Genomic DNA, 24,167 nt, shown 5'->3' on the forward strand with positions numbered 1-24,167 from the left:
GCCTCCTCAGGCGAGGTTGAGCAGGGCGGCGGCGTTGCCGCCCCGCACCGCGTGGAAGTCGGGTTCGGGCAGGTCCGCCGCGCGCAGCGCGCCCAGCGGATCGTCGGTGCCCATGTCGAAGGGGAAGTCGGAGCCGAGCAGGACCCGCTCCGGTCCGGCGGTCCGGAGCAACTCGCGCAGTACGTGGGGGTCGTGGACGAGGGAGTCGAAGTGGAGCTGCTGCAGATAGCTGCTCGGCTGCCGTGCGCAGCGCCGGGCGTCGGGGCGGGCCCGCCAGGCGTGGTCGGAGCGGCCGATGTGGGTGGGCAGATAGCCGCCGCCGTGCGCCGCGATCAGCTTCAGACCCGGATGGCGGTCCAGGACGCCGGAGAAGATCAGGTGGGAGAGGGCGACCGCGTTCTCGACGGGCTGGCCGACGGTGTTGGACAGGTACCACTGATCCAGACGCTCGTCGAGCGTGCAGCCGAACGGGTGCAGGAAGACCAGCGCGCCGGTCTCCTCCGCCCGGGACCACAAGGGCTCGTATGCGGGATCCGACAACTCGCGGCCGGGCGCGTGCGAGGAGATCTCCACGCCCTTCAGTCCCTGGTCCAGCGCGTGGTCGAGCAACTCCACGGTCAGACCGGGGTGTTGGAGCGGGATCAGGCCGAGGCCGTGCAGCCGGTCGGGGGCCTTCGCGCAGTGCGCGGCGGTGCCCTCGTTGGCCAACCGGCATACCTGCTGGGCCAGTTGGGGCTTGGCCCAGTAGTGGTAGTGCGACGGGGACGGGCTGACCAGCTGGACGTCCACGCCCTGCGCGTCCATCGCCGCCAGCCGCACGGCGGCGTCCGTCAGCTGCGGCACGCGCGCCCCGACCATCGGACCGTTCACGGCCAGGGCCGCCGGCCCGTTGCGGCGGGCGTCGAGGTCGCGCGCCCCGGCGAGCCCGGGGTGCCCGGCGACGGCCTCCTCGACCTCCGGGAGCAGGACGTGGGCATGGACGTCGATGGTCGGGATCGTCGGCACGGACAAGGGGTCGGTCGGATGGTCGGTCGAATCGGTCACGGGAGTTCCTTCAGCGCGTTCATGATGCGGCCCATCAGCCCGGGTATGTCGGCGTCGCGCACCCCGTCGAGCGTCCACTGGCCGAGCTGTACCGAGGCGTCGACGACCATGCGCACCCGGGGCAGCCGCCGGTCCCGGTAGTCGGTGAAGAGCCGGTCGTCCCAGTCCTCGCGGGTGGTCAGCAGCTCGGCCAGGACGGAGGCGTCCTCGAGGGACATCGCCGCGCCCTGCGCGAGGGTGGGCGGGCAGCAGTGCGCGGCGTCCCCGACCAGCACGACCCGGCCGCGGTGCCAGGGGCCCTCCACCAGGTGGCGGTCGAACCAGGTGTAGTTCACCTTGGCCGGATCGTCGATGTGTTTCACGATCTCGGGCCAGAAGCCGCCGTAGCCCTGCGCCAGCCCGCGCATCTCGTCGGCGTAGGACTCCGGGGGGATCGACGCACGGTCCCGGCAACCCTCCACGACGTAGGCGTAGATGGTGCTCTCGCTGGTGGGGCAGTACCCGGCGATGTAGGCAGGGCCGCCGTGGGCGAGGTCGGTGCGGTCCAGGCCCTCGGGACGCGGGGCGGCGATGCGCCAGATGGCCATGCCGGTCGGTGCGGGCTTGTCGGTGATGCCGATCGCGGCGCGGGTCGCCGAGTTGAGGCCGTCGGCGGCGACCACCAGGTCGTACCGGCCCTCGGTTCCGTCGCTGAACCGTACCGAGACGCCGTCGGTGTCCTGCTCCAGGGACTCGGCCGTGACGCCCAGGTGCACGGTGGCGCCGGACGCGCGGACCGCCTCGCTCAGGATCTGCTGGAGCCGGGGGCGCTGCATGCCGAGGGTGGCGGGCAGGTCCGGCCCGCCGGTCTGGAGGTCCTCGGCGACGAACAGCACGGTGCCGTCGGCGGCGGTCACCCCCACCGAGCCGAAGGCGAACCCGTAGGCGCTCACCTGCTCCCACACGCCCAGCTCGCGCAGCACCCTGAGGGCGTTGCCCTGGAGGGTGATGCCGGAGCCGGTGGAGGAGTGCCAGTCCGGGCTGGCCTCGATCAGGTCCACCGTGATGCCTGCACGGCGCAGCAGGATCGTGACGGCGTTGCCGGAGGCGCCTCCGCCGACGACGAGTACGGAACGGGCGCAGGGATCGGTCATGTAGGGGATACCTCCCGGTCGGGCCGCACGGCTTCGGGCGGCGAGGGATGCGGCTCGCCCGCGGGGCGCTCCGCTGCGAGTGCGGTACGACAGGTGCGGGCCGCCTGTGTCCGGCCGCGCTCACGCGACGCAGTCGCACATCGATGCAGTCCCGCGCCTTTTTCAGGGCGCGACTGTGAGGGTTACTTGACGGCGATGGGGTTGACCGGGGAGCCGACCGCACCGGTGATGGGCAGTGGCGCGGCGGTGAGCCAGAACTCGTACACGCCGTCTTCGGCGCAGTCCGCGGCGAGCGCGTCGAGGTCCCACATCTCGCCGACCAGCAGTCCGACGTTGGGGATGACGACCTGGTGCAGCGGCTGGAAGGCGCCCTCGAATTCGTTGGGCCGTACCTCGAAACCCCAGGTGTCGGTGGCGATCGCGGCGATCTCGGTGCCGTGCAGCCAGCCTGCGGTGGTGAACGACAGGCCCGGCGCGGGTCCGCCCGCGTAGTCGCCCCAGCCCTCGCGGCGGGCGCGGGCGAGGCGCCCGGTCCGTACGAGGACGATGTCGCCGCGCCCGACGGTCACCCCGTGTGTGGCGGCGGCCGCGGTCAGATGCTCCTCGGTGATCGCGAACCCGTCGGGCAACTCACCGTCCACGCCGATCACTTGGCCCACGTCGAGGAGGACCCCGCGTCCGGCGACATACGGAGCCATGTGCTCGATGCCGGTGACGAGGTCGCCGTCGGAGGTGACGACCTTCTCGGCCGCCCGCCCGTTCCAGGCCCTGCCGTGGTCGAAGATGTGGCCGAGCCCGTCCCACTGGGTGGAGCACTGCAACGGCATGGCGATCACGTCGTCGGCGCCGCCGATGCCGTGCGGGAAGCCCTGGTTGCCGAGTGCGGCGTCGGTCCCGGTGTCGAGCATCGTGTGGACGGGGTTGGTCCGCCGGCGCCAGCCTTTCTGCGGCCCGTTCATGTCGAAGGACTGCGACAGCGAGAAGCTGGCCCCCCGGCGCACGAGCGCAGCGCCTTCGCGCCGCTTGGCCTCGTCGAGGAAGTTGAGGGTGCCGAGCACGTCGTCCTCGCCCCAGCGCCCCCAGTTCGAGTAGGCCTTGGCGGCCTCGGCGATCGCGCCTTCCGGGTCGTGACGGTCAAGGGTCATGACGCCTTCTCCGCCACACATCGGGTGCGCTGGACGCCCAGACCGGTGATGGAGCCCTCCATGACGTCGCCGTCGCGCAGCAGCCGGCCCCAGTGGATGCCGTTGCCGGCCGGGCTGCCGGTCAACACCAGGTCGCCGGGCAGGAGTTGGGAGGTCCGGGAGATGTACGACACCAGCCGCGCGACCCCGAAGAGCATGTCCTTTGTGGACTCGTCCTGCATGGTGTCGCCGTTCAGCTTCAGCGTGACCCGAAGGTCTCCCGGGTCCGCGATCGACTCGGCCGGCACGAGCCACGGCCCGAGCGGGGTGAAGCCGGGGGCGTTCTTGCAGCGCAGCCAGTCGGTGCCGATGGCCTTCATGTCCCGGCGGAAGACGGTGGCGCGGTCGGTGAGGTCGTTGGCGATCGTGTACCCGGCGACGTGTTCGAGGGCCTCTTCCACCGACACCCGGTAGGCGGGCTTGGCGATGACGGCCGCCAACTCCAGCTCCCAGTCCGGCTGTTCGGCCCAGTCGGGGAGTACGACGTCGTCGTACGGTCCCGTGACGGTGCTGGGCAGACCGATGAACACGTAAGGCAGGTCCTCGGCGGCCCGGCGGTCCATGATCGCGGCGGTCTCGGCGCGGGCCTCCTCGACCGTGCGCGGGTCGTCGGGGGAGCGGTGGGCGACCTCCAGGTCGATCACGTGCTGGCGGTAGTTGGCGCCGGACTGGAAGATCTGTCGGGGCTCCAGCGGGGCGTGCACCCGCAGGCCCTCCAGCGGCCGCCAGCCGAGGCCGGTGTCGGCCGCCAGGGCGCGCAGCACGGGAAGGGCCTGCTCCCACCGCTCCACCACGTCACGCACTCCGGACGGTGCCCAGTCCAGGGCTTTGCGCAGGTCGAGTACCCGGTCCTCGGCCAGCAGGCCGGGAAAGAGGTCCCCGTCGTGGGCGGAGAAGGTGCCGAGCGCGAAGGGGCCTGCAGGTTGCACGAGCGTTGCCATCAGATTTCCTCCTGCTGGGTTGCGGTCTACTGTGGCCCCGATCAATCAATCAGGGAAATCAATCCTGTGGATCCACTTCATCCATGACATGGATGGCCCACAGGTCGGCTGTCCGCATCCATCAGCTCGCCAGCTCGCTCCTAGGTGGTAACCGGTGAACCTTTCCCGACTCGACCTCAATCTGGTCGTCGCCCTGCGTGCGCTGCTGCAGGAGCGCAACGTCACCCGGGCCGGCGAGCGCATCGGACTGAGCCAGCCCGCGATGAGCGCGGCGCTGGCCAGACTGCGCCGTCATTTCGGCGACGAACTGCTCGCACGGACCGGGAACTCCTACGAGCTGACACCGCTCGGTCTCGCCCTGCGGGACCGCAGCGTGACCGCCTGCGATCTGCTGGAACGCGTCTTCTCCAGCCAGGCGGACTTCGATCCGGCAGCGGAGAGCCGGGAGTTCACGCTGTTCTCCGCCGACTACGGCACGGCCGTCTTCGGTGCCGCGCTCGCCCGCGCCCTGCACCACGAGGCGCCCGGCATCCGGCTCACCTTCCAGCACACGCCGCCGTCCGTCGTGGAGAACCCGGCCACCGCGCTGAGCACGGTCGACGGCCTGCTGATGCCGCACGGGGTGATCGACGGCCTGCCCGCCGTCGACCTCCACCAGGACCGATGGCTGTGCCTGGTCGCGGACGACAACCCCGAGATCGGCGACGAACTCACCCTCGATCACTTGGCGCGCCTGCCCTGGGCCGTCTACCAGCGCCCCTACGACGCCCCCGCGGCCCGCCAGCTCAGCATGATCGGCATCAGCCCCCGGGTGGAGGTGTCCGTGCAGACCTTCCAGTTGCTGCCCCACATGGTCGAGGGCACCAGCCGGGTCGCGATGATCCAGGAACGTCTGGCCCGCAGAGCGGCCCGCTCGGCGGCGGTACGCGTCCTGCCGTGCCCCTTCGAGGCCGTACCGGTACAGGAGGCGTTGTGGTGGCACCCGGTGCATGCTCAGGACGCGGCCCACATCTGGCTCCGGCAGAAGGCGGCAGAGGTGGGCGCGACGCTGACGGGCAACGGCCATGAGACGGCCGACGCCGGCACACAGGGCGCCGGCCCGGCGCCGGGCCGGCGGTGATCGGGTTCGGTGTCGGCCGGCTGGTGACGTGTCGGTGGTGGTGGTGCGTGTGGGTGTGTGGGACCCGGGTCGTGGCCGAGGGTCTACGGCGGCGGGGTGCCCGCCGCGGCCACCGGGCCGGCTGTGACCCGGCCCGGCGTCGGCTCCTGAGCAAGGCGTCTGTGGCTGGGGGCGTGCGTGTGGCTCAGGCCAGTTGTCCGGGCAGCGGACGGGGATCGGCGGCGGGCATGCGGCGGCGGGCCGCCAGCAGTCCCGCCGCGACGAGAGCGGCGGCCAGCCCCAGTACGCCCACGGCGCCGGCGAGGCTGCCCACCGCCGACTCCACGGCGAGCAGCACCAGCGGGCAGACGAACTCACCGCCGAAGAAGGACGCCGTCCACAGCCCCGTGCCACGGCCGCGGTCCTCGAAGGCCAGCCGGGACATGGCGCTGGTGAGCAGGGCGGGCAGCAGCATGCCCGTGCCCAGACAGTTGATCACTGCTCCGGCGACCAGCAGAGGTGTGCTGCCCGCGAGGAACATCACCCCGAAGCCGACCGCGCAGACAGCGAGAACGGCCGGCAGCAGCGCGTCCGGGGAGCGCTTGAGACGGGCGAAGGTGATCGCCCCGCCAACGGTCGCGGCACTGGCGACCGCCGTGGCAAGACCGATCACACCGGGGTTCTTCATCCCGAGGTCGTCGAGCAGGTACGACATCTCCACCGGGACGGTGTAGAAGACCATCGCGCCGAAGAAGGTCAGGGCGCAGACGCCCCCCAACTCCCGCCACGGGAACGGTCGTCGGGCCTCCACCACCTCCGGTTCCGTGACGGCGGCCGGGCGTGCAGCCGGGTCGGGCAGGGCGCTCACCATCAGCGGGGCGAGCGCCAGGCTCACGGCGTACACCCAGAAAGGCACGCGCCAGCCCGCCGATCCGGCGGCGCCGCCGAGGACGAAGAAGACGGTGGCCGACGCAGAGGCGCACATGGTCTGCAGGGCGAGGTACTTCACCCGCCGCTGCCCCGAGTAGTAGTCGCCGATCAGCGTGGTGCAGCACGTCATGATCGCGGCCTCGGTGACACCGACGAGGGCGCGGCTGGCGATGATGGCGCCGAGCGAATCGAGCCAGAGCGGGGCGGTGCCGAACAGGGCGTACAGCAGGGTCGCCACGATCAGCAGCCGCTTGCGGCCGAGCCGGTCCACGATCACGCCGGCGAACGGGGCCAGCAGGGCCAGCGCCAGCGCCGGAACGGTCAGCGCGAGAGGCACCAGCGCCTTGGCACCCGGAACGGATCCGAAGTGGTCCTGCATCTTCGGCAGCACCGGCGCGATGAGCACCGCCCCCAGGATCGGCAGACAACTGCCCGCCATCAGCAGGGTCACACGCAGCAGATGGCGTGGGCCCGAGACGGCTACGGGCGACGAAGCGGCGGCGTCGACCGCGGTGGCGGACGGCGGCGGGACGGAACCGGGCATGGCGACTCCAGGGACGGTGTACGGAATCGGGCATGCCTGGCAGGGGCGCCATCGACGCACGGCATGCAGGGGACGGCCGCACGACGGCGGCTGGTCCGGACAGCGGCGTGCGGGTAGGGACGACTATGGGCCCGTCCGGAGCCCGGCCGCCATCCTTGGCGCGATCCGAATCCTGTATCCGGTGCATCCACGTCATGGATGAGCTGCAACGAGGGGTGCCGTCAGGGCGTCCTGGCATGTGGAATCTGCGTTTGAGTCTTCAATCACAGGTTGAGCGGGGTGCACCAGCGGAGGGTGCGGCTCATCCTCCCTGCATCCAGGCGCGTGTGCCGAACGACCCGCACGCCCGCGAGGCCACCGCGGCCGCACCCCGCAGGGCCTGCGCGAAGCCCTCCGATGTCAGCGGTCCCTGGAGGGCGAGGTGATGAGCGAGCGCCCCGTGCAGGACGTCACCCGCCCCGAGGGTGTCCGCCACATGGACCGAAGGCACGTCCACCGTCCCGCTGCTGTGGGGGCCGGCCCACATGATGGGCCGTGCTCCCCGGCTGACCGCCGACCAGACGACCCCGTGCTCCCGAAGGAACTGCAGCGTCTCCGCCGGCGTGCTCGCGCCGGGCGGGCGGAAGTCGGCCGAGCAGACGGCCACATCGATGAAAGGCAGCAGGTTCTGCGTGCCGTCCTTCCAGCTGCCCCCGTCGAAGACGGTCGGACGGCCGACGGCACGCGCGAGCCGGGCAGCGGCCACGGCCAGGTCCATGTGATGGCCGTCGAACTCGGCGATGTCGCAGGCGGCCACCAACACGTCGAGATCGTCGGGCGGGCTGAGCCGGTGGCCCTTCGCATTGGTTGAGGCGACGGCGCGTTCCCCGGTGGAGGCAGTCACCAGGACGGAGGACACGGCCGGCGGCTCTGCCGACTCCACCGCCAGGTCCGACACGGCCACGCCCAGGCGGCCGAGGTCTTCCGTGATTCCCAGCCCCAGCGGATGGGAGCCGATCGCGGTGAGCAGTCTGGCCGTGCCCCCCAGGTGGCTGAAGGCCGCGGCCGCGTTCGCCGCCGGACCGCCTGCCGCGACGACCTGCTCACGAGCCGTCAGTTTCTCGTTCGAAGCCGGCGCATGCTCCACGAGCTGAATGACGTCCAGCGTGCAGAGGCCGACGAACAGCCCTTCAGGACGTCCCCCTGTCGTCGGCTCCACCGGCCAGCACCTCCTCCTGCACGGGCATGCGGTCAGCCTACGAACCGATGGAAACGGCAACGACGGCAACGATGGCATCGCCGCAAACGCAGCCATCAGGCACGTCCATTGGAGTACTCCGGCACCGGCGATGGGTTCATTGGGCGGTACATGACGTGCGGTGCGGCGTGCCCCGGGGTCAGATGGGTTGCGTGCCAAGCTGCTTCCGTCCTCAGCACGGCCGCTCGCGCTGGCGTCTCATCGCTGCCCTGACCGGCCTCCTCCTCACCCTGCCCGCAATGCCGCCCGCGTACTCGGCGGCCGGACCCTGGCCCGACCCCGAGCGCGGCGGCGCCTATATGGGAATGGGCGTCGGAAAGTACGAAGGAATGGGCGCTCACTCCGATCCCGATCCCGATCCCCCGCCCCTGCACGCCGGCCAGACCGAGGGCGTCGACGTCTCCAGCTACCAGGGCGATGTCGCCTGGTCCGCCGTGTGGAGCAGCGGCGCCCGGTGGTCCTACACGAAGGCCACGGAGGGGACGTCCTACCAGAACCCCTACTTCGCTCAGCAGTACGACGGTGCGTATGGCGTCGGCATGGTCCGCGGGGCGTACCACTTCGCCGCGCCGGATTCCAGCAGCGGCGCCGCGCAGGCCAACTACTTCGTCGACCACGGCGGGCGCTGGTCCGCCGACGGCCGGACGCTGCCCGGTGCCCTGGACATCGAGTGGAACCCCTACGGTGACGCCTGTTACGGCAAGTCCAAGAGCGGGATGGTGGCCTGGATCCGTGCCTTCCTGAACCGCTACAAGGCCCGCACCGGCCGTAACGCCGTGATCTACACGGCCACGAACTGGTGGAACAACTGCACGGGCGGCTACAAGGGCTTCGCCTCCACCAACCCCCTGTGGGTCGCCCGGTACGCCTCGACGGTGGGTGAACTTCCGGCGGGCTGGTCGACGTACATGATGTGGCAGTACACGTCGTCCGGGGCGACCGTCGGCGACCGCGACCGGTTCAACGCCTCCGTGGACAAACTGCGAGAGTTCGCGGCCGGTCGACGGGCCGACGACTGACCGCTTCCGGTGCCGGCAGCTGACCGCCGGTGCAGACGCGGCCGCAGGGAGATGCGGCCGGGCCTGCGCGCTCCGGGCGTCCCGCAGGAACGGTCAGGGCCTGCGGGAACGCGAGTGGAGCATGCGGCGGACCATGTCCGAGCGTTCGAGGAGTGTGCTGCGGACCACCGGGGCTGCCTCGTCGGAGATCTGCTGGGCGGTTTCGATGTAGCCGGAGTCGATGGCGTGGGGCGGGAAGAGGTGGCTCGTGAACGCCATCGCCGGGATCATTCCACCCTGGTGCAGATGGGGAATCACCTCCAGGTAGCGCTGCGTGTAGGGGTTGAGAAGGTCGTCCTGCGCGGGGCGCCAGAAGGCCGCTGCCACCAGGCCGACCGAGGAGACCGGGACGGCGCGCTCGACGGCGAGCTTCTGCCAGACCTCTGCCTTGGTGACGGCGTCGGGCATGGCGGCTCGTACGGTGAGGGCGCGGATCCAGGCGTCGGGATCCGGGTCGCGTTCCAGCAGGAGGACGGCCTCGGACGAGACGTCCCCGCCCAGTTCGGCCGCCCGGACCAGCGCGCGCCAGTGCAGATCGACGTCGTCGCCCGCCTCTTCGCGCAGCCAGGCGAGGTCTTCGGCGGTTGTGGCGGTACGGGCCAGCCCGCGCAGGGCGACCTGGCGGCGGCCGGGGTCCGCGGCGAGGTCCCGACAGGTCCTGGCCACCGCCGCCGTCAGCTCCGCGCGTTCACCGGGCGGCGCCCACAGTTCGGCGATGTTCGCGGCGAGGGTCAGATACGGCTCGATCACGGCGTCCGACGTCTCGGCCGCAAGGACCGCGGTGATGCACTGCCCGGCCTCCACGGCTGTGGCCTCGCCGGTGGTCAGCATGTCCCACACGGTGGCGGCGGCCACGCCCCGGGAGATGGCCGTGGGCAGGTCCGCAGCCGTACGCAAGAGAGCGTTCAGGGTCGTGGGGTCCGGGCGGGCCGTGGCGAAGGTCAGGTCGTCGTCGTTGATCAGCAGGACGTCCGGCGCAGGAGGCAGGCCGGCGACCGGGGTACGGGGCTGCGTCACCTCGATGCGCACCAGCGCCCTGCGTTCCAGCGACTGTCCGTCCCGGGCGTACGCGCCCACCGCCAGAACCTGCGGACGTGGGACACCGGCGGCCACCAGCGTGACGGTCTCGCCGTCGCGTTCCAGCGAGAAGCGGTCGGTGCCTGCCGTCGCCAGCCAGGCCGTGCGCCAGCCGTCCAGGTCTCGTCCACTCGCCTTGCCCAGGGAGTCGATCAGGTCCTGGAGCGTGGTGTTGCCCCACGCGTGGCGGGCGAAGTAGGCGGCCATCCCGGCCCGGAAGTTCTCTTCGCCGACATACGTCATGAGCTGCTGGAGGACTGAGGCGCCCTTGGGATAGGTGATGTTGTCGAAGATCGACGCGGCCTGGGCGACATCGTGGATGGGCTGGTGGATCGGGTGGGAGACCGGGCCCTGGTCGGCCAGATAGGCCTTCAGTTTGTCGCCCACCAGGTGGCCCGCCCAGGCGTCCCTGTACCGGGTGGCGCGCTCGGCGGCCCAGTGGCAGGCGAACTCCGCGAACGCCTCGTTCAGCCAGAGGTCGTCCCACCAGCGCATGGTGACGATGTTGCCGAACCACATGTGCGCCATCTCGTGCAGCAGCACCTTGGCGAGCAGCTCCCGCTCGGCGGGCGTCGGCGCGGCCCTCCGCAAGAACACGTCCGACCAGGTCACACAGCCGTAGTTCTCCATCGCCCCGCCGAACTCGGGCACGAACACCTGGTCGTACCTGCGCTGCGGGAACGGCATGGCGAAGACCTCGCCGTAGAAGGCGAGGCCCTGGCGGGTCAGGGTGAAGATCTCGTCGGCATCGCGGTCGAGGACCTCGGCGAGCGAGCGGCGCGCGTACAGGCCGAGGTCATGGCCGTCTGCCTCGCGGCGGATCTCGTGGAAGGGACCCGCGTTGACGACGGTGTTGTACGTGGACAGGGGCGGGGTGTCCGGGAAGGTCCAGCGGCGGGCCGTCCCCAGTTCCTCGATGTGCGCCCCGCCGGAGTTGCTGGTGACGGTCCAGGCGGTGGGGGCCGTGACGGTGAAGGCGTGCGGGGCCTTGAGGTCGGGTTGGTCGAAGCACGCCCAGACGAACCGGGCCTCGTCCGGTTCGAAGCTCATCCACACGTAGACCTCGCCGTCCGCGGGGTCCGTCGCCCTGTGCACGCCCCCGCCCGTGGCTGTGTCGGCCTGGACGCTCTCCACGCGCAGCACATTGTGCCCGGCCAGGGCGGGCAGGGGGATCCGGCCGTCACCGCTCGGGGTGAGAGCGGCGCCGTTCAGCGTGGCGCCGACCACCTCTGCAGCGCAGTCCACGAAGCTCTCGGCGCCCGGCTCGTGACAGGTGAAGGTCACGGTGGACACGCACCGCAGCTCGGATCCGTCCGGCAGCGCCGTGAGGTCGACGTCCACGTCGTACCGCTCGACGGTCAACAGCGCGGCCCGGCGCTCGGCTTCGGTACGGGTCAGGCTTCGGATCCCCATGCATCCTCCTCGGCAGACAGCGGGCGTCAGCGTATGCCGGAGAGCGGCGCCGCGCTCAGGGTTTTCCGGCGCGCCGAACGGGCGCCGGGTCCTTGGCAGTTGACTCGGCCCCGGGGATGCGGACCGCAGCCCGAGCAAGTGTCGTACGGTCATCCGTGGTGGGGCTCACCTGTGCAGGGTGGGGCGGTAGGTGAGCTCCTGGATGTGGCCGTCGAGGGTCCGGCTCTCGATCAGCTCGAGGTCGAAGTCGGCCGCACCCTGGAAGATCGGGTCCAATCCGCTCTGACCGGTGATCACGGGGAAGAGCGTCACCTGGACGCGGTCGACCAGACCGGCGGCCATCAGCGCCCGGTTCATCGACAGGCTGCCGTGCGAGCGCAACGGCACCTCGGACTCCTCCTTGAGCCGGGCGACGGCGTCGACGGCGTCGCCGCTCACGACGGTCGCGTCCGGCCAGTCGAGGGGTTCCTCGAGGGTGGTCGACACCACCGTTGCCGGCAGGTTCCTCATCCGCGTGACCCAGGGGTCACGCACGTCGGACCCCTCGGTGCTCGCGGCCAGCATCCTCGCGAACGCCCGATAGGTGTTGGCCCCGAAGACCATCCGCTGCTCCTCGCGGTACAGGGCGAGGCGATGGTCGAGCAGCTCGGGACCCTGCTTGCCCCAGTAGCCGGTCCAGTCGGCGCCGGCGGCGCCGAACCCGTCGAGGCTGGAGAAGACGTCGAAGGTGTAGGTGGCGGTCATGAGGCTCTCCTCAGTGCGGTTGATCGGGTCTGAAGAGACAGACTGGAGATCACCGTCAAACTCATCGCGGTCCGACTCCGGGGGCACGGCCTCCATAGGGGTTCTTCTCCTGTGGGTCCCTGCGGGCATGGAGGCGGTGACCAGTATCCGGCCGGGCGCACGCCAGGTGGCGGTCTCGGGACTCACCGCGTGGCAGAGCCGGTGGGCGATGAACGCGCGTCAGGCGGCCGACGGGGGTGCCGGCCGCCTGCTCACCTGCGGTGCCACGGCGGCCAGGAGGAGCGAGAGGACGAGCGGGGCGTAGCCATCGGTCCTCATGGCTCCTCACCGACGAGGTGCGGTCCAGGGTCTGGTGCATGGCCTGGGCCGTCACCTTCGGCGTTTCTTCGACGGACGGTGCGCGCCCCGGCGGCGTCCCCACGGGAGCCGTGCCCGTCGTGCGACCACCTTACGAAGCGTAGGGTTTCACGGCTCCGTCCGGCTGGTTCCTCCGGCGCTGGGGCAGGCGCGGTGGGGTGAGGAAACCCTCCGCGCAGGCGCTGGCGAGGCCGATACGGGGCAGGTCTGCGGTCTTCTCGAACAGCAGGAAGCGGGGCTCCCAGACCGGCCGGTACTTGGCGTTGGCGCGGTAGAGGGACTCGATCTGCCACCAGCGGGAGAAGAACGTGAGGATGGAGCGCCACAGCCGCAGCACCGGCCCGGCGCCCAGGCGTGCGCCGCGCTCGAAGACGGCACGGAACATGGCGAAGTTCAGCGATACCCGTCGTACACCCAACTCCTCGGCGCGCAGCAGCAGTTCGACGACCATGAACTCCATCAGGCCGTTCTCGCAGCCCCGGTCGCGACGCATCAGGTCCAGCGACAGTCCGTGCTCGCCCCAGGGCACGAAACTCAGCAGCGCCCGCAGCTCGTCTTCGGCGTCCCGGCACTCCAGCATCACGCAGCACCCGTCGCCGGGATCGCCGAGCCGGCCGAGCGCCATGGAGAAGCCGCGCTCGGTCGCGCCGTCGCGCCAGTGGTCGGCCCGTTCGACCAGCGTGGCCATCTCGGCGTCGGGGATGTCGCCGTGGCGGCGGATACGCACGGTGTACCCGGCCCGCCGCACCCGGTTGTGCGCCTGACGTACGACGCGCATGGCGCGGCCGTCGAGGGTGAAGTCGGAGAGATCCACGATGGCCTCGTCGCCGAGTTCGAGGGCGTCCAGGCCGTGCCGGGCGTAGATCGTGCCGGCCTCCTCGCTCGCGCCCATCACGGCGGGCGTCCAGGCGTGACGGCGGGCCTCGGCGAGCCAGGCGTCGATGGCGCCGGGCCATGCCTCCGGGTCGCCGATCGGGTCGCCGGAGGCGAGGCTGACGCCGCCGACCACACGGTAGGCGACGGCGGCCTTGCCGGTCGGCGACCAGATGACCACCTTGTCGCGGCGGAGCACGAAGTAGCCGAGGGAATCGCGCTCGCCGTGCCGGTCGAGCAGCGCGCGCAGCCGCTCCTCGTCCTCCGCACCGAGCAGGTCCCGGCCGCGGGGCGAGCGGAAGCAGACGTACAGGACGAGGCAGAAGGTCGCCGCAACCATGATGTTGACGATGACGTCGACCCAGCGGGGCGCCTGCACGGCACTCACGCGGTCGGCGAGCGGGCCGACGCTGATGCCCCGCAGCAGCGTGTACGCGACCTTGTCGAACAGCGTGGCGCCGTGCAGTTTGTTGGTCGCGCCGACCAGCAGCGTGCCGATGGTGCCGCTGACCAGGATGCCGCCCGCTCCGAAGGCGAGCGCCAGCTTCGGGTTGGACGGGTCCCCGACCGCCTTGAACTCCCGGCGCCCGATCAGCAGCGCGGCCACGAAAAGGCCGGTGAGCAGGGCCGACGCCCAGTTGAAGACGTGCGCGCGAAACGGGTTCTGGGTCAGCGCGACGGCGTACAGCGTGAACAGCGGCCCGGCGAGGGCCATGTTGACCGTCCAGGCGGCCCGCTTCCTGCGCCGCATCACCATCGACAGGAAGATCGCGAGCGCGGCCGAGACCAGGCCGGCGGTGGCCAGGTACGGCGTGAAGTACTCACCCGCGTGGTGCGCGTGGAACCGGTGCGAGGTGTGGGAGGCGTAGATCCGGCCGGTGTTGTGCTCGTCGACCTCGCGCCGGAACGGCACGGACACGACCGCCGCTATGTTGAGCAGGGCGATCAGCCGCAGGTACCAGACGGTGAACGCGGCTGCCCGCGCCCGCAGCCGGGAGGGGACGGGTGGTTGTGCGGGGGTGGTGCGCCGGCGAGGGATCAGGGCCGACTGATGCTGGGCGGTCATGACTGGGTGTCACCTTGGGGAGTGGGCGGTGGGATCGGTGCAGGTGGGGACGAGGGGTGGGGAGGCCCCTCGCGTGCCCGACCTCTTCTACCGTGTAGTCCGACCGAGCGCCAGCCGGAGGTCTGCGGCGCCCGAGGCGGGGTGGGTCCCCGTAGGTGGTGCATCGGTCGGTGGTGGCGGGCTGACGGTCGAGGGCATGCCGCATGATCCATGCGTTCGCCTCGGCGGGGTTCCTCACCGGAGTGTAGGCGTCGTCGGATCGAGAGCCGTACGGGACGAGACCCTGCGCCTTGAGGCGGTCAAGGGCCCTGTGCCCGGTCTCGCCGGGCGGATCGCCGATCTCGGCCTGGATCTCGGCCGCGGTACTTTGTTCATGTCTCTTCCCGCGTGTGTGCCGTCCGCCTCGCCCTGCGCCTTGTAGGGCGACAGAACCCTACATCTTGTAGGACTGAAAGGGCAGACGAGGGCCGGGACTGCCGTAAGGGACAGCCTGCTGCCGGTCGGTCGCCTTGACCGGCCGTTGCTGTCCGCCTGGTCAAACCGCCCTGTAGGGAAGAGAGTTGGTGCCTCGTAGCGCTCTCGCGGAGAACCGGCGGGCGCTGCGGACGCATGCCGGGCACAGTGGAGAAGAGGAGACCCGTCTCGGTCTCCTCGGCGGCGAAAGGGGCGACGGTGATGGTGCGGCGGCTCGCGGCGGTGATGCTGTGCGGCGGTCTGCTCGCCGCCGGGTGTTCGACGGGGGAGGACAGCCCCGTACCGGCCCCGCGTTCGCTGCCCCCGCAGAGCCGGTCGGCGGCACCGGCCGGGCAGGCGGACTGGACGACGTACCACCGTGACGGACTGCGCAGCGGGTACGCCCCTGGCACACCGGCGCTCGGTACGCTCCGGCCGGCGTGGACGGCCCGGCTGGACGGCGCGGTGTACGGCCAGCCGCTCGTGGTGCGCGGCACGGTGGTCGCCGCCACCGAGAACGACACCGTCTACGCCCTGGCTCCGGACACCGGCCGCGTCCTGTGGCACCGCCACGTTGGCACACCGCAGCCGCGATCCGGCCTGGGGTGCGGGAACATCGACCCGCTGGGAATCACCGGCACGCCCGTGTACGACGCCTCCACCGGGCTCGTCTTCGCGGTCGCCGAGACCGTCGGCGGGCGCCACCGCCTGGTGGGGCTGGACCTGGCCACGGGCCGCGAGAAGGTCGACCGCGAGGTGGAGTCCCCGGCCGGCGACCGATCGGCCCATCAGCAGCGTGCCGCGCTCGCCCTGCTGGCGGGCCGGGTGTACATCGCGTACGGCGGGTTGTACGGCGACTGCGGGTCCTACCGGGGTTCCGTCGTCTCGGTCGCGGTGACAGGCTCGGGTCCTGTCACCTCGTACACCCTGCCCACCCACCGCATGGGCGGCATCTGGGCACCGGGCGGTCCAGTGGTCGACGGCGGACGGCTCCTGGTGTCCGTCGGCAACGGCGAGTCCACCGGCGGGAGTTACGACGGCACGGACTCCGTCCTGGCGCTCTCGGCCGGTCTGCACCGCACCGACTACTTCGCCCCCTCCGACTGGGGGCGGGACAACGCGGCCGATGCCGACCTGGGCTCCCTCACCCCGGTGCGGATCGGCCGCTACGTCCTGATGGTCGGCAAGAGCGGCACCGCCTACCTGCTGGCCGCCGCCCACCTCGGCGGCATCGGCGGGCAGCTCACGCAGACCGAAGCCTGCCCCGCGTACGGAGCGGCGGCTTTCACCGGCAGCACCGTCTACGTGCCCTGCTCGGACGGGCTGCTGCAGCTGACGGTCCGGGCGGACGGCACGATGACCACCGGCTGGCGGACGGCGCTGCGGCGGGCGGGCTCGCCCGTGATCGGCGGCGGCGCGGTCTGGGTCACCGACTTCGAGGCCGGCACGCTGTACGCCCTCGACCCGGACACCGGCCGGGTCCGGCAGCACCTGGCGGTGGGCGACCTGCCGAACTTCGCCTCGCCCGTGCTCTCCGGGGACCACGTGTACGTCGGCACCCGGACCGGCGTCAGCGCACTCTCCGGCGCGTAGACCGACCGCCCCCCCGGGTGCCGGTACGCGGGGACGGCGAGTCAGCCATCGGTACGGTCGTCGCTCGGGCCGTTTCCGTCCGAGTGGCCGCTGTCGTCGTGGTCGGTGTGGGCGGCCGCGACCTTGCCGGACCGAGCGTCGACGGTGACCTCGTGGTCGGCGCCGTTGGCGTCGGTGACGTCGACGTGCCAGGCGGCCGTCCGGGCGTTGTCGTCGTCCAACTCGGCAGACGACGCCGCGCCCGGCACCTTGGTGAGCGCGGCATCCACAGCCTGGCCGAGGTCAATCCTGGGGGACTTCGCCAGGGCCGCGTCGGCGTCACGGTCATCGTCCTGGTCGACCTTGCTGCCAGAGAGCTCGCCGTCGGCGGCATTCACCGTGACCTCGTGCTCCACACCCTTGTCGGTGACGATGTCGACCTTCCAGACGGCCTTGCCCTGTTGTCCCTCCAGGTCGACGGAGGTGACCGTGCCCGCGACCGACTTCCGGGCCGTGTCGGCGGCCTGCTTCAAGTCGGTCCTGCTGCTCGTGGCGAGCGTGCTGTCGTGGTCGCCGTCGTCGGCGACGGCCACCGCGGTCGCGGCACCTGCGCCACCGAGCAGCACGGTGGCCGCGAGCAGGGCGGTGACGGTACGTCGACGACCGGTCAGGGGGCGCTTGAGAGCCTTCATCGTGGGTGGTCCTTTCCTCAGAGCGGAGGGGCCGGTGGTGGTCGGCCCGACGTGAACCACCCTGCGTGGGCGGCCCTGAAGCCACGCTGAAGCTTCCTGAAGATCACTTCAGCATGGGTCTGAGACGCTGTGGACATGCGCCTGCTGATCGTGGAGGACGAGAAACGCCTCGCCACCGCCCTCGCCCGGGGCCTGTCCGCCGAGGGCTTCGCCGTGGACGTGGCCCACGACGGTGTCAGCGGTCTGCACCTGGCGCAGGAGCAGGAGTACGACCTGATCGTCCTGGACATCATGCTGCCCGGCCTGAACGGCTACCGGGTCTGCGACCGGCTGCGGGCGGCCGGCGACGAGACGCCGATCCTCATGCTCACCGCGAAGGACGGCGAGTACGACGAGGCCGAGGGCCTGGACACCGGCGCGGACGACTACCTCACCAAGCCGTTCTCGTACGTCGTCCTGCAGGCTCGCATCCGTGCCCTGCTGCGCCGCCGTACCCGAGCCGCCGCCCAGGCGCTGCGGATCGGGGACCTGACCGTCGACCCCGGCGCCAGGCGCGTAGAGCGGGCCGGAACCGAAGTCGTACTCACGGCAAAGGAGTTCGCGGTCCTGGAGCACCTCGCGCTGCACGCCGGCCGGGTCGTGTCGAAGGCGGACATCCTCGCCCACGTGTGGGACTTCGCCTACGACGGCGACCCGAACATCGTCGAGGTCTACGTCAGCACCCTGCGCCGCAAGCTCGACGTCCCCTTCGGGCGGCGCTCCATCACGACCGTGCGCGGCGCCGGGTACCGCCTGGAGCGCGACGGCGGTTCCCATGCGTAGACCGTTCGCCTCCGTCCGCTCCCGTGCCGCGCTCGCCGCGACCCTCGTCGTCGCCGTTGCCCTTGTCGTCGCGGGCGTCGCCGTGGTTGCCGTACTGCGCCACAACCTCACCGGCCGGGCGAGCCTGCAGTCCGAGATCACCGCCCGCACGGTGGCGGGCGCGCATGCGGCGCTCAACGGGAACTTCGGCTCCCTGGACCTGCCCGACGAGGACGACCGGCTCGTGCAGGTCGTCGACTCCACGGGCAAGGTCGTGGCCGCCGGTGAGGACCTGCACGGACGCGGTGTCGTCCCGGACTACGCGCCGGCTCCCGAGACCACCGCCTCGAGCACCTCGTCCGACAGCGACGGCGACGACGACCACGACAGCACCCCGGCCCGCGGCAAGGTCGGCACCGACGTGGACCGCAAGACCCTCGCCGTGCGGCTCGACGACGAAACCCGCGAGTACAGCTTCGCCGCCGTCCAGGGCACGACCTACCACGGCCGCACCTACACCGTCTACGCCGGCACCTCGCTCGAGGACGAGCAGGCCACCGTGGACCAGGTCACCCGGGCGATGCTGATCGGCCTGCCGTTCCTGCTCGTAGTGGTCGCGGGCGTGACCTGGCTGGTCACCCGCCGGGCGCTGCGTCCGGTGGAGGGCATCCGCGCCGAGATGAGCGAGATCACCGCCAGCGGCGACCTCTCCCGGCGCGTGCCCCAGCCCGACTCGCACGACGAGATCGCCCGGCTCGCCGCCACCACCAACGAGACCCTGACCGCGCTGGAGCAGTCCGTCGAGCGCCAGCACCGTTTCGTCGCCGACGCCTCCCACGAACTGCGCAGCCCCATCGCGTCCCTGCGCACCCAGCTGGAGGTCGCGGTCGCGCACTCCGAGCTCCTGGACGTCGAGGAGGTGTTGCAAGACGTCGTCCGCCTCCAGCACCTGGCGGCCGACCTGCTCCTGCTGGCCCGCCTCGACGCGGGGGAGCGCCCCACCGGCGGCCGGGTCGACCTGGCGGCCCTCGTCCGCCAGGAACAAGCCGAACGCGGCACCACCGACCGCATCGCTCCAGGCGTCACCGTCAACGACGCACCCCTCGAAGTCAGCGGCAGCCGAAGCCAGTTGGCCCGTGTACTGGGCAATCTCCTCGACAACGCCCAACGCCACGCCACCTCGACGGTCGACGTCGAGCTGCGCGCCGCCGGCACGGATGCGGTGCTCACCGTCACCGACGACGGCCCGGGCGTCCCCGAAGCCGACCGCGCTCGCATTTTCGAGCGCTTCGTCCGCCTCGACGAGGCCCGCACCCGCGACGACGGAGGCGCAGGCCTGGGCCTGGCCATCGCCCGCGACGTCGTAGAACGTCACGGTGGAACGCTGACGGTGGGTCAGGCACCGGATGGCGGCGCGCTTTTCGAAGTCAGGCTGCCCCGCGCGACCTGACCGCCGGGACGGCGGCGGCCCGCACCGGTATGGCCGGTCGTCGTCCTTCGAAACATTGGTCGTTTCCTGGTCTTCCGCTCTCCATTTGCCGGGCTCGCTCTGGAGGGCGGGTTCCTAGGGTCATAGCCATCCCCTGGAGGCCCGGCCCTGGTCGCCAACGCCCTGCGCGTGTCCCCGCCCGGCACCACCATCACACTCGCCCGCACCCCCCAAACCGAATTCCATGCCGTCGACCAGGGGCCCGGGATGAGCGAAACCGACCGCGCACGCGCCTTCGACCGCTTCCGGCGTTCCTCCGACTCCCACCACGACGGCACGGGACTCGGCCTGCCCATCGTCCGCCACCTCGTCCACGCCTCCGGCGGCGAGATCACCCTCGACTCCGCTCCCGGCGGTGGCCTGGACGCCCGTGTCCGCCTGCGCCCCGTGACCGGCGCACGGTCTCGCACGGGGCACGGACCGTCGCGCGCGATGCGGACAACGGCGAGGGCCCGCTGACCGCCGGAACGCGTGGGCGCCGTCAGCCGACGGCCACTTCAGCCCTATGAGCCGGCGCCTCCGCCCTGGCCGGAGCCGTCATCCCGCTCTCGGCCGGCTACGCCATGGGCGAGGCCGCCGGCGTGGAACGCTCCGTCTCCCTCAGCTTCCGCAACGCCCCGCTCTTCCTGGGCCCGTTCACGGCCCAGATCGTGCTCGGCGCCGCGGTCGCCATGACACCGGTCGACGTCATTCAACTGCGCATCGGATCCCAGGTATTCCAGGGCCTGATCAGCCCCGTCGTCCTGGTCTAGCTCCTGGTGCTGACCAACCGCCGCTCCGTCCTCGGCCCTGCCGCCAACGGCCCCCGCTACCGCATTGCGTCCACCGCCGTGGTCGTCGGAGTCGGCGGCATGTCCACCATCCTTCCGGTCCAGACAGTGCTCGGCTGGTTCGGCCTCGCTTGACGCCCCGCAACGGGGGCGCCATTGCCGTGCTTCAGGACTGCGAGCTTGGGAGGACCTCGTCGTGATCCCGCCTCGCCGTCGCCGGACGCCCAGGAGTACTCCCTACTTCGGTGCCTGGAAGCCGCCGAGCTCCTGCTCGAGCAGTTCGGCCAGCCGCAGCGGGGTGCGGTCCTCGAACATCGGACCGATGAGCTGCACGCCCACCGGCAGACCCTCGGGGGACCGGCCCGTGGGTACGGCCGTGGCGGGCAGGCCGGGCATGGTGGCCAGGCCGGCCCAGACGAGTTGGTCGAGATACGGGTACTCGACGCCGTCGATGTCGAGCCGGCGACTCATCGGATCGGGGTTCTGGTCGTGTGGAAAAGCGGGAGTGGGCGTGATGGGACACACCACGGCGTCGAACTCCGCGAAGAGCTGCCGCCAACCGTGGCGGTGGAGCTCACGACGGCTGTCCGCCTCGATCCAGTCGCGGTGGCTGAACACCATGCCGCGCAGCCGCGCCGCATCGAGACTCCGGTCGTCTGCGCTCAGTCCTGCGGCATGGGTGCGCAGCTGCTCGTACACGTCGACGGGCAAACGCGCAGCAGAGTTCGCAAACAGGAACTGCGTGTAGAGCACGGCGGCTTCGGTGAGGCCGGGCAGCAGCGGACTGTGCCGTTCGACGCGGGCGCCGCCGTCGACAAGCGCGTCGGCCACCCGGTTCACGCCTGCCCGCACAGCGGACCCGGTCGGAATGAGCGGATGTTCGTCGAGGACCAGGACCCGGAAGTCGCAGAGCTGCTCGTGGCGCGGGGGCGGCAACCGCAAGTCGTGCGCCACACCGAGCGTCAGCGGGTCCGGTCCGGCCATGACGTCGAGCAGGAGCGTGAGGTCGCGGGCGCTGCGCGCCATCGGACCGACGACGGCGAGGTCGGGCTCGGCCGGCAACGCCGGGGCGGGCGGCGGGACCATGCCGCGGGTCGCCGCCAGTCCGAGTGTCGGCTTGTGTGCGTAGACACCGCAGAAATGCGCGGGGGTGCGCAATGAACCGCCGATGTCGGAGCCGATGGACAGCGCACCGAAGCCGGACGCCAAGGCCGCCGCTGATCCGCCGGAGGAACCGCCCGGCGTGCGGCTGTGATCCCACGGGTTGTTGGTGGTGCCGTAGATGTCGTTGAAGCTCTGCACATCCTGCAGTCTCAAGGGCACATTGGTCTTGCCGAGCACCACCGCGCCTGCGGCCTTCAGCCGCGACACCTGCACTGCGTCCTCGGCCGGCACGAAGTTCTGGTGCAGTGGTATGCCCCAGGTCGTGGGCAGCCCGGCGATGTTGTAGGACTCCTTGACCGTCACCGGAATGCCGAGCAGCGGCCGGTCCTCACCGCGTGCGCGGGCCTGGTCGGCCTCGCGCGCGGCGACCCGTGCACGGTCGAAGTCCGGCACACAGATCGCGTTGATCGCCTTGTCGTCCCGCTCAATACGGGCGATCGCCCCGTCGGTCAGTTCCGCCGACGTCACTTCACCGGCGCGCAGGGCAGCCGTCAGATTTTCAACCGTCAGAAAATTCCACTCCATGAATCGGACCGTATCCGTGTCTGGGGGAGGCCATGAAATGCCGCTTTGTGCAAGGGGGATACCTGAATACCAACCATTTTCCGGCCATGGAAAATTACTCGACCGCCACGGCTCGATGACGGTCAGCGTGTTCGCCTTCTACGCGCCGGCAGAACCCCCCTTGGTGATGGGCATGCTGGTCATGCCAAGCTGCCATCCACCGAAGGGCGTAGGTCAGATGGCCAGAGCGGCGTGGTGGATGCAGATCGATGAGCCGCTGCCCCGCCAGCGGCAGATCGTGCTCCAGCTCTCCCACAACGCCATCGCGGGCCAGGACGACCCGGCGATCCCCAAGGAGCTGTACGACGAGCTGGAATCGGTGGAGTGGCGGCAATACACGGGCCTGGACGACAAGACGCTGGATCTGCTGGAGAAGGTGGACGTCGCCTCTCTGGGGGAGGCCAACCTCGACTTCGCCAGCGTGCAGTTCATGTTCCCGCCCGACAAGCTGGAGCTGGCGGAGGCCGCGTTCGATGCAGCCCGGTCTACGGCGAGGACGGACCAGCGGTGGGTGGCCGCACTGGAGTAGTACGAGCCGGTGCTCGATGCGCCGAAGGCCTCCCGGGCCCTACAAGGTTGGCAACAGTGCGACGGCGCTAGGTGTGATCCTCGCTGTCTTCGAGCGGCACCTGGGCGAGCTGGCTGACGTTTGGTTTGATGCGGCCTCCGGGGAACCGAATCGGGTAGGGACGGCGCCGCTGGAGACGGTGTTCGGAGTGCGGCTGTGCCGGTGGAGACGGCGGCCGTCGTACGAGGAGCGATCGACCGGATGGTGCAGGGCGGCAGGGTGCCTGCCGATGACCCGTGGCGGGCGCTGGAACTCCTGGCAGAGCAGAGCTAGATGTATGAGGGTTCGACGTTGTGGTTGATGCCGTGGGCGGCGACCCGGACCTTTCGCTCGGGCGAGAAGGCAACAGCCGTTGCGCCCTTCTCATCGCCCAGCGGTTCTGTGTAGGCGAGCCGTGAGAATCCATCGACGACGGAGTGCAGGTAGACGTTGCCGCGCTTCGCCCCGGCCGACCTTCTTCACATCCAGGTGCACCATGTGTCCGGACCATCGGGCGGTGATCTTTCCCGGCTTCCGGTTGTTCTCGCCGCCTGGGTCGATGAAGCGGCGTTTGCCGAGGCCGAGCCGGATCAGGTGTCGACTGACAGTCCGTTGGTCGATCACAAAAACCGATGCTGACAAGTTCGTCGGTGATCCGTTGCGCGGACCACTTGTGCTCGCGGCGCCAGGACTCGATCTGCTCGATGGCCGATGCTGGTGTCGCGTTCGGACTCCGGTGCGGGCTCGACGGCCGGTCTTGCAATCCCGCATCACCGTGTAGCCGCCAGCGATTTACCCACTTTCGCGCGCATGCGCGGGATACGCCCATCTCAGCGGCGACGTGCGACGTGGGTGATGGGACGTGTCTGGCACCGCTTCACGAGCCGCCTACGGCCTCGACGCTCAGGGGCGCATTCGCGTGGGGCACTCGTCGTCCTTACGAAGTCAGACGACGGCAGGCGCGACACCCATCGTGTGCGCCTGCCCTGACTGTGGCCTTTCAGTCCCGCGGTGCGACGCGGATACGGTTGCCGTCAGGATCGGCTGCGAGGAAGGTCAGCCCGAACCCCGCATCATTTGGCTCCTGCAGGATCGTGACGCCCTTGGACTGCCACTGCTTGAAGATCGCATTGACCTCGTCGGGCCCACCGTCGGTGGCCAGACACACCTCACTGGTACGCGGGACGTCCGCTGACAGATTCTCGAACCGGCCGGACCACACGGCGAGGTCAGCGCCTGGCCCGAGGTCGAAGGTGATGTATCCCGGCGTCTCGAACGAGGGGCTCATGTCGAGGAGGTCGCCGTAGAAACGTGCCGCGGCGGGAGCGTCGTTCACATAGACGATGGACACGACGGATGTGGTCATGGTTCTTCCTTCTCGCAGGTCGTGGGTACGCATCCGCCAGCCTGACCGG

At 70.7% G+C, this 24,167-nt stretch carries 21 protein-coding genes and 1 pseudogene; 9 read left to right on the forward strand and 13 right to left on the reverse strand.

What is annotated here, in order from left to right:
• Positions 1-6 precede the first annotated feature (6 nt).
• The 4 genes from EDD92_RS46090 to EDD92_RS46105 form a co-directional block, all read right to left on the reverse strand.
• Positions 7-1,044, reverse strand: coding sequence for an amidohydrolase family protein (locus EDD92_RS46090; protein ID WP_399185228.1), 1,038 nt, complete (start codon positions 1,042-1,044; stop codon positions 7-9).
• Positions 1,041-2,177 (reverse strand): FAD-dependent oxidoreductase, encoded by a 1,137-nt coding sequence (locus EDD92_RS46095; RefSeq protein WP_123969849.1) that lies wholly within the window; start codon positions 2,175-2,177, stop codon positions 1,041-1,043. The genes EDD92_RS46090 and EDD92_RS46095 overlap by 4 nt, the downstream gene beginning before the upstream one ends.
• Before the next feature lie 182 nt (positions 2,178-2,359).
• On the reverse strand, positions 2,360-3,322 hold the full coding sequence (locus tag EDD92_RS46100) for a cyclase family protein (RefSeq protein ID WP_123969850.1): 963 nt from the start codon (positions 3,320-3,322) through the stop codon (positions 2,360-2,362).
• A complete protein-coding gene (locus EDD92_RS46105) occupies positions 3,319-4,302 on the reverse strand; it encodes a fumarylacetoacetate hydrolase family protein (protein ID WP_123969851.1) in 984 nt (327 codons plus the stop codon). Before EDD92_RS46105 ends, EDD92_RS46100 begins: the two co-directional genes overlap by 4 nt.
• A gap of 154 nt (positions 4,303-4,456) precedes the next feature.
• On the opposite strand from EDD92_RS46105, the gene EDD92_RS46110 reads away from it, so the two are divergent.
• Entirely contained in the window at positions 4,457-5,422 is a 966-nt protein-coding gene (locus EDD92_RS46110) for a LysR family transcriptional regulator (protein ID WP_123969852.1), read from the forward strand.
• 184 nt (positions 5,423-5,606) lie between these two features.
• Here the strand turns inward: EDD92_RS46110 and EDD92_RS46115 are convergent, their stop codons facing one another.
• Positions 5,607-6,875: an MFS transporter gene (locus EDD92_RS46115; protein WP_123969853.1), complete on the reverse strand. Its 1,269-nt coding sequence runs from the start codon at positions 6,873-6,875 to the stop codon at positions 5,607-5,609.
• A 301-nt stretch (positions 6,876-7,176) separates the two neighbouring features.
• Positions 7,177-8,073 (reverse strand): PfkB family carbohydrate kinase, encoded by an 897-nt coding sequence (locus tag EDD92_RS46120; RefSeq protein WP_260327208.1) that lies wholly within the window; start codon positions 8,071-8,073, stop codon positions 7,177-7,179.
• A gap of 182 nt (positions 8,074-8,255) precedes the next feature.
• On the opposite strand from EDD92_RS46120, the gene EDD92_RS46125 reads away from it, so the two are divergent.
• Positions 8,256-9,131, forward strand: coding sequence for a lysozyme (locus EDD92_RS46125; RefSeq protein ID WP_123969854.1), 876 nt, complete (start codon positions 8,256-8,258; stop codon positions 9,129-9,131).
• Between the two features lie 93 nt (positions 9,132-9,224).
• Here EDD92_RS46125 and pepN read toward each other — a convergent pair whose 3' ends face one another.
• The 3 genes from pepN to EDD92_RS46140 form a co-directional block, all read right to left on the reverse strand.
• Positions 9,225-11,660 carry an aminopeptidase N gene (pepN, locus tag EDD92_RS46130; RefSeq protein WP_123969855.1) on the reverse strand — a complete coding sequence of 812 codons (2,436 nt, stop codon included), beginning with the start codon at positions 11,658-11,660 and terminating at the stop codon, positions 9,225-9,227.
• A gap of 165 nt (positions 11,661-11,825) precedes the next feature.
• A complete protein-coding gene (locus EDD92_RS46135) occupies positions 11,826-12,404 on the reverse strand; it encodes a dihydrofolate reductase family protein (RefSeq protein WP_123969856.1) in 579 nt (192 codons plus the stop codon).
• A gap of 448 nt (positions 12,405-12,852) precedes the next feature.
• Entirely contained in the window at positions 12,853-14,700 is a 1,848-nt protein-coding gene (locus EDD92_RS46140) for a phosphatidylglycerol lysyltransferase domain-containing protein (RefSeq protein ID WP_123969857.1), read from the reverse strand.
• Between the two features lie 609 nt (positions 14,701-15,309).
• Here EDD92_RS46140 and EDD92_RS46145 point away from each other — a divergent pair.
• Complete coding sequence (locus EDD92_RS46145; protein WP_123969858.1) at positions 15,310-16,746, forward strand: PQQ-binding-like beta-propeller repeat protein; 1,437 nt, start codon at positions 15,310-15,312, stop codon at positions 16,744-16,746.
• 41 nt (positions 16,747-16,787) lie between these two features.
• Here EDD92_RS46145 and EDD92_RS46150 read toward each other — a convergent pair whose 3' ends face one another.
• Positions 16,788-17,417, reverse strand: coding sequence for a PepSY domain-containing protein (locus EDD92_RS46150; protein ID WP_123969859.1), 630 nt, complete (start codon positions 17,415-17,417; stop codon positions 16,788-16,790).
• 135 nt (positions 17,418-17,552) lie between these two features.
• Here EDD92_RS46150 and EDD92_RS46155 point away from each other — a divergent pair, with 135 nt between their 5' ends.
• The 5 genes from EDD92_RS46155 (at position 17,553) to EDD92_RS50265 (ending at position 20,612) form a co-directional block, all read left to right on the forward strand.
• The gene (locus tag EDD92_RS46155; protein ID WP_123969860.1) at positions 17,553-18,239 is read left to right on the forward strand and encodes a response regulator transcription factor; all 687 of its coding nucleotides are present in this window, start codon (positions 17,553-17,555) and stop codon (positions 18,237-18,239) included.
• Positions 18,232-19,668 (forward strand): cell wall metabolism sensor histidine kinase WalK, encoded by a 1,437-nt coding sequence (locus EDD92_RS46160; protein ID WP_123969861.1) that lies wholly within the window; start codon positions 18,232-18,234, stop codon positions 19,666-19,668. The genes EDD92_RS46155 and EDD92_RS46160 overlap by 8 nt, the downstream gene beginning before the upstream one ends.
• A 168-nt stretch (positions 19,669-19,836) precedes the next feature.
• The gene (locus tag EDD92_RS46165; RefSeq protein WP_260327209.1) at positions 19,837-20,166 is read left to right on the forward strand and encodes an ATP-binding protein; all 330 of its coding nucleotides are present in this window, start codon (positions 19,837-19,839) and stop codon (positions 20,164-20,166) included.
• Positions 20,167-20,270: 104 nt separating this feature from the next.
• Positions 20,271-20,459, forward strand: a complete 189-nt coding sequence (locus EDD92_RS50260; protein WP_185124343.1) for a hypothetical protein — start codon at positions 20,271-20,273, stop codon at positions 20,457-20,459.
• Positions 20,460-20,465: 6 nt separating this feature from the next.
• Entirely contained in the window at positions 20,466-20,612 is a 147-nt protein-coding gene (locus EDD92_RS50265) for a hypothetical protein (RefSeq protein ID WP_185124344.1), read from the forward strand.
• 102 nt (positions 20,613-20,714) lie between these two features.
• Here the strand turns inward: EDD92_RS50265 and EDD92_RS46175 are convergent, their stop codons facing one another.
• The gene (locus tag EDD92_RS46175; protein ID WP_123969863.1) at positions 20,715-22,166 is read right to left on the reverse strand and encodes an amidase; all 1,452 of its coding nucleotides are present in this window, start codon (positions 22,164-22,166) and stop codon (positions 20,715-20,717) included.
• A gap of 217 nt (positions 22,167-22,383) precedes the next feature.
• Between EDD92_RS46175 and EDD92_RS46180 the strand changes: the two genes are divergently transcribed.
• Positions 22,384-22,734: a hypothetical protein gene (locus tag EDD92_RS46180; RefSeq protein ID WP_123969864.1), complete on the forward strand. Its 351-nt coding sequence runs from the start codon at positions 22,384-22,386 to the stop codon at positions 22,732-22,734.
• 332 nt (positions 22,735-23,066) lie between these two features.
• Here the strand turns inward: EDD92_RS46180 and EDD92_RS46185 are convergent.
• Both EDD92_RS46185 and EDD92_RS46190 read right to left on the reverse strand, forming a co-directional pair.
• Positions 23,067-23,680, reverse strand: a pseudogene (locus EDD92_RS46185) (helix-turn-helix domain-containing protein); the annotation flags it as partial.
• Between the two features lie 72 nt (positions 23,681-23,752).
• Positions 23,753-24,118, reverse strand: coding sequence for a VOC family protein (locus EDD92_RS46190; RefSeq protein ID WP_123969865.1), 366 nt, complete (start codon positions 24,116-24,118; stop codon positions 23,753-23,755).
• Positions 24,119-24,167 lie beyond the last annotated feature (49 nt).

The organism is Streptomyces sp. TLI_185 (assembly GCF_003814765.1).
Taxonomy (GTDB): domain Bacteria; phylum Actinomycetota; class Actinomycetes; order Streptomycetales; family Streptomycetaceae; genus Streptomyces.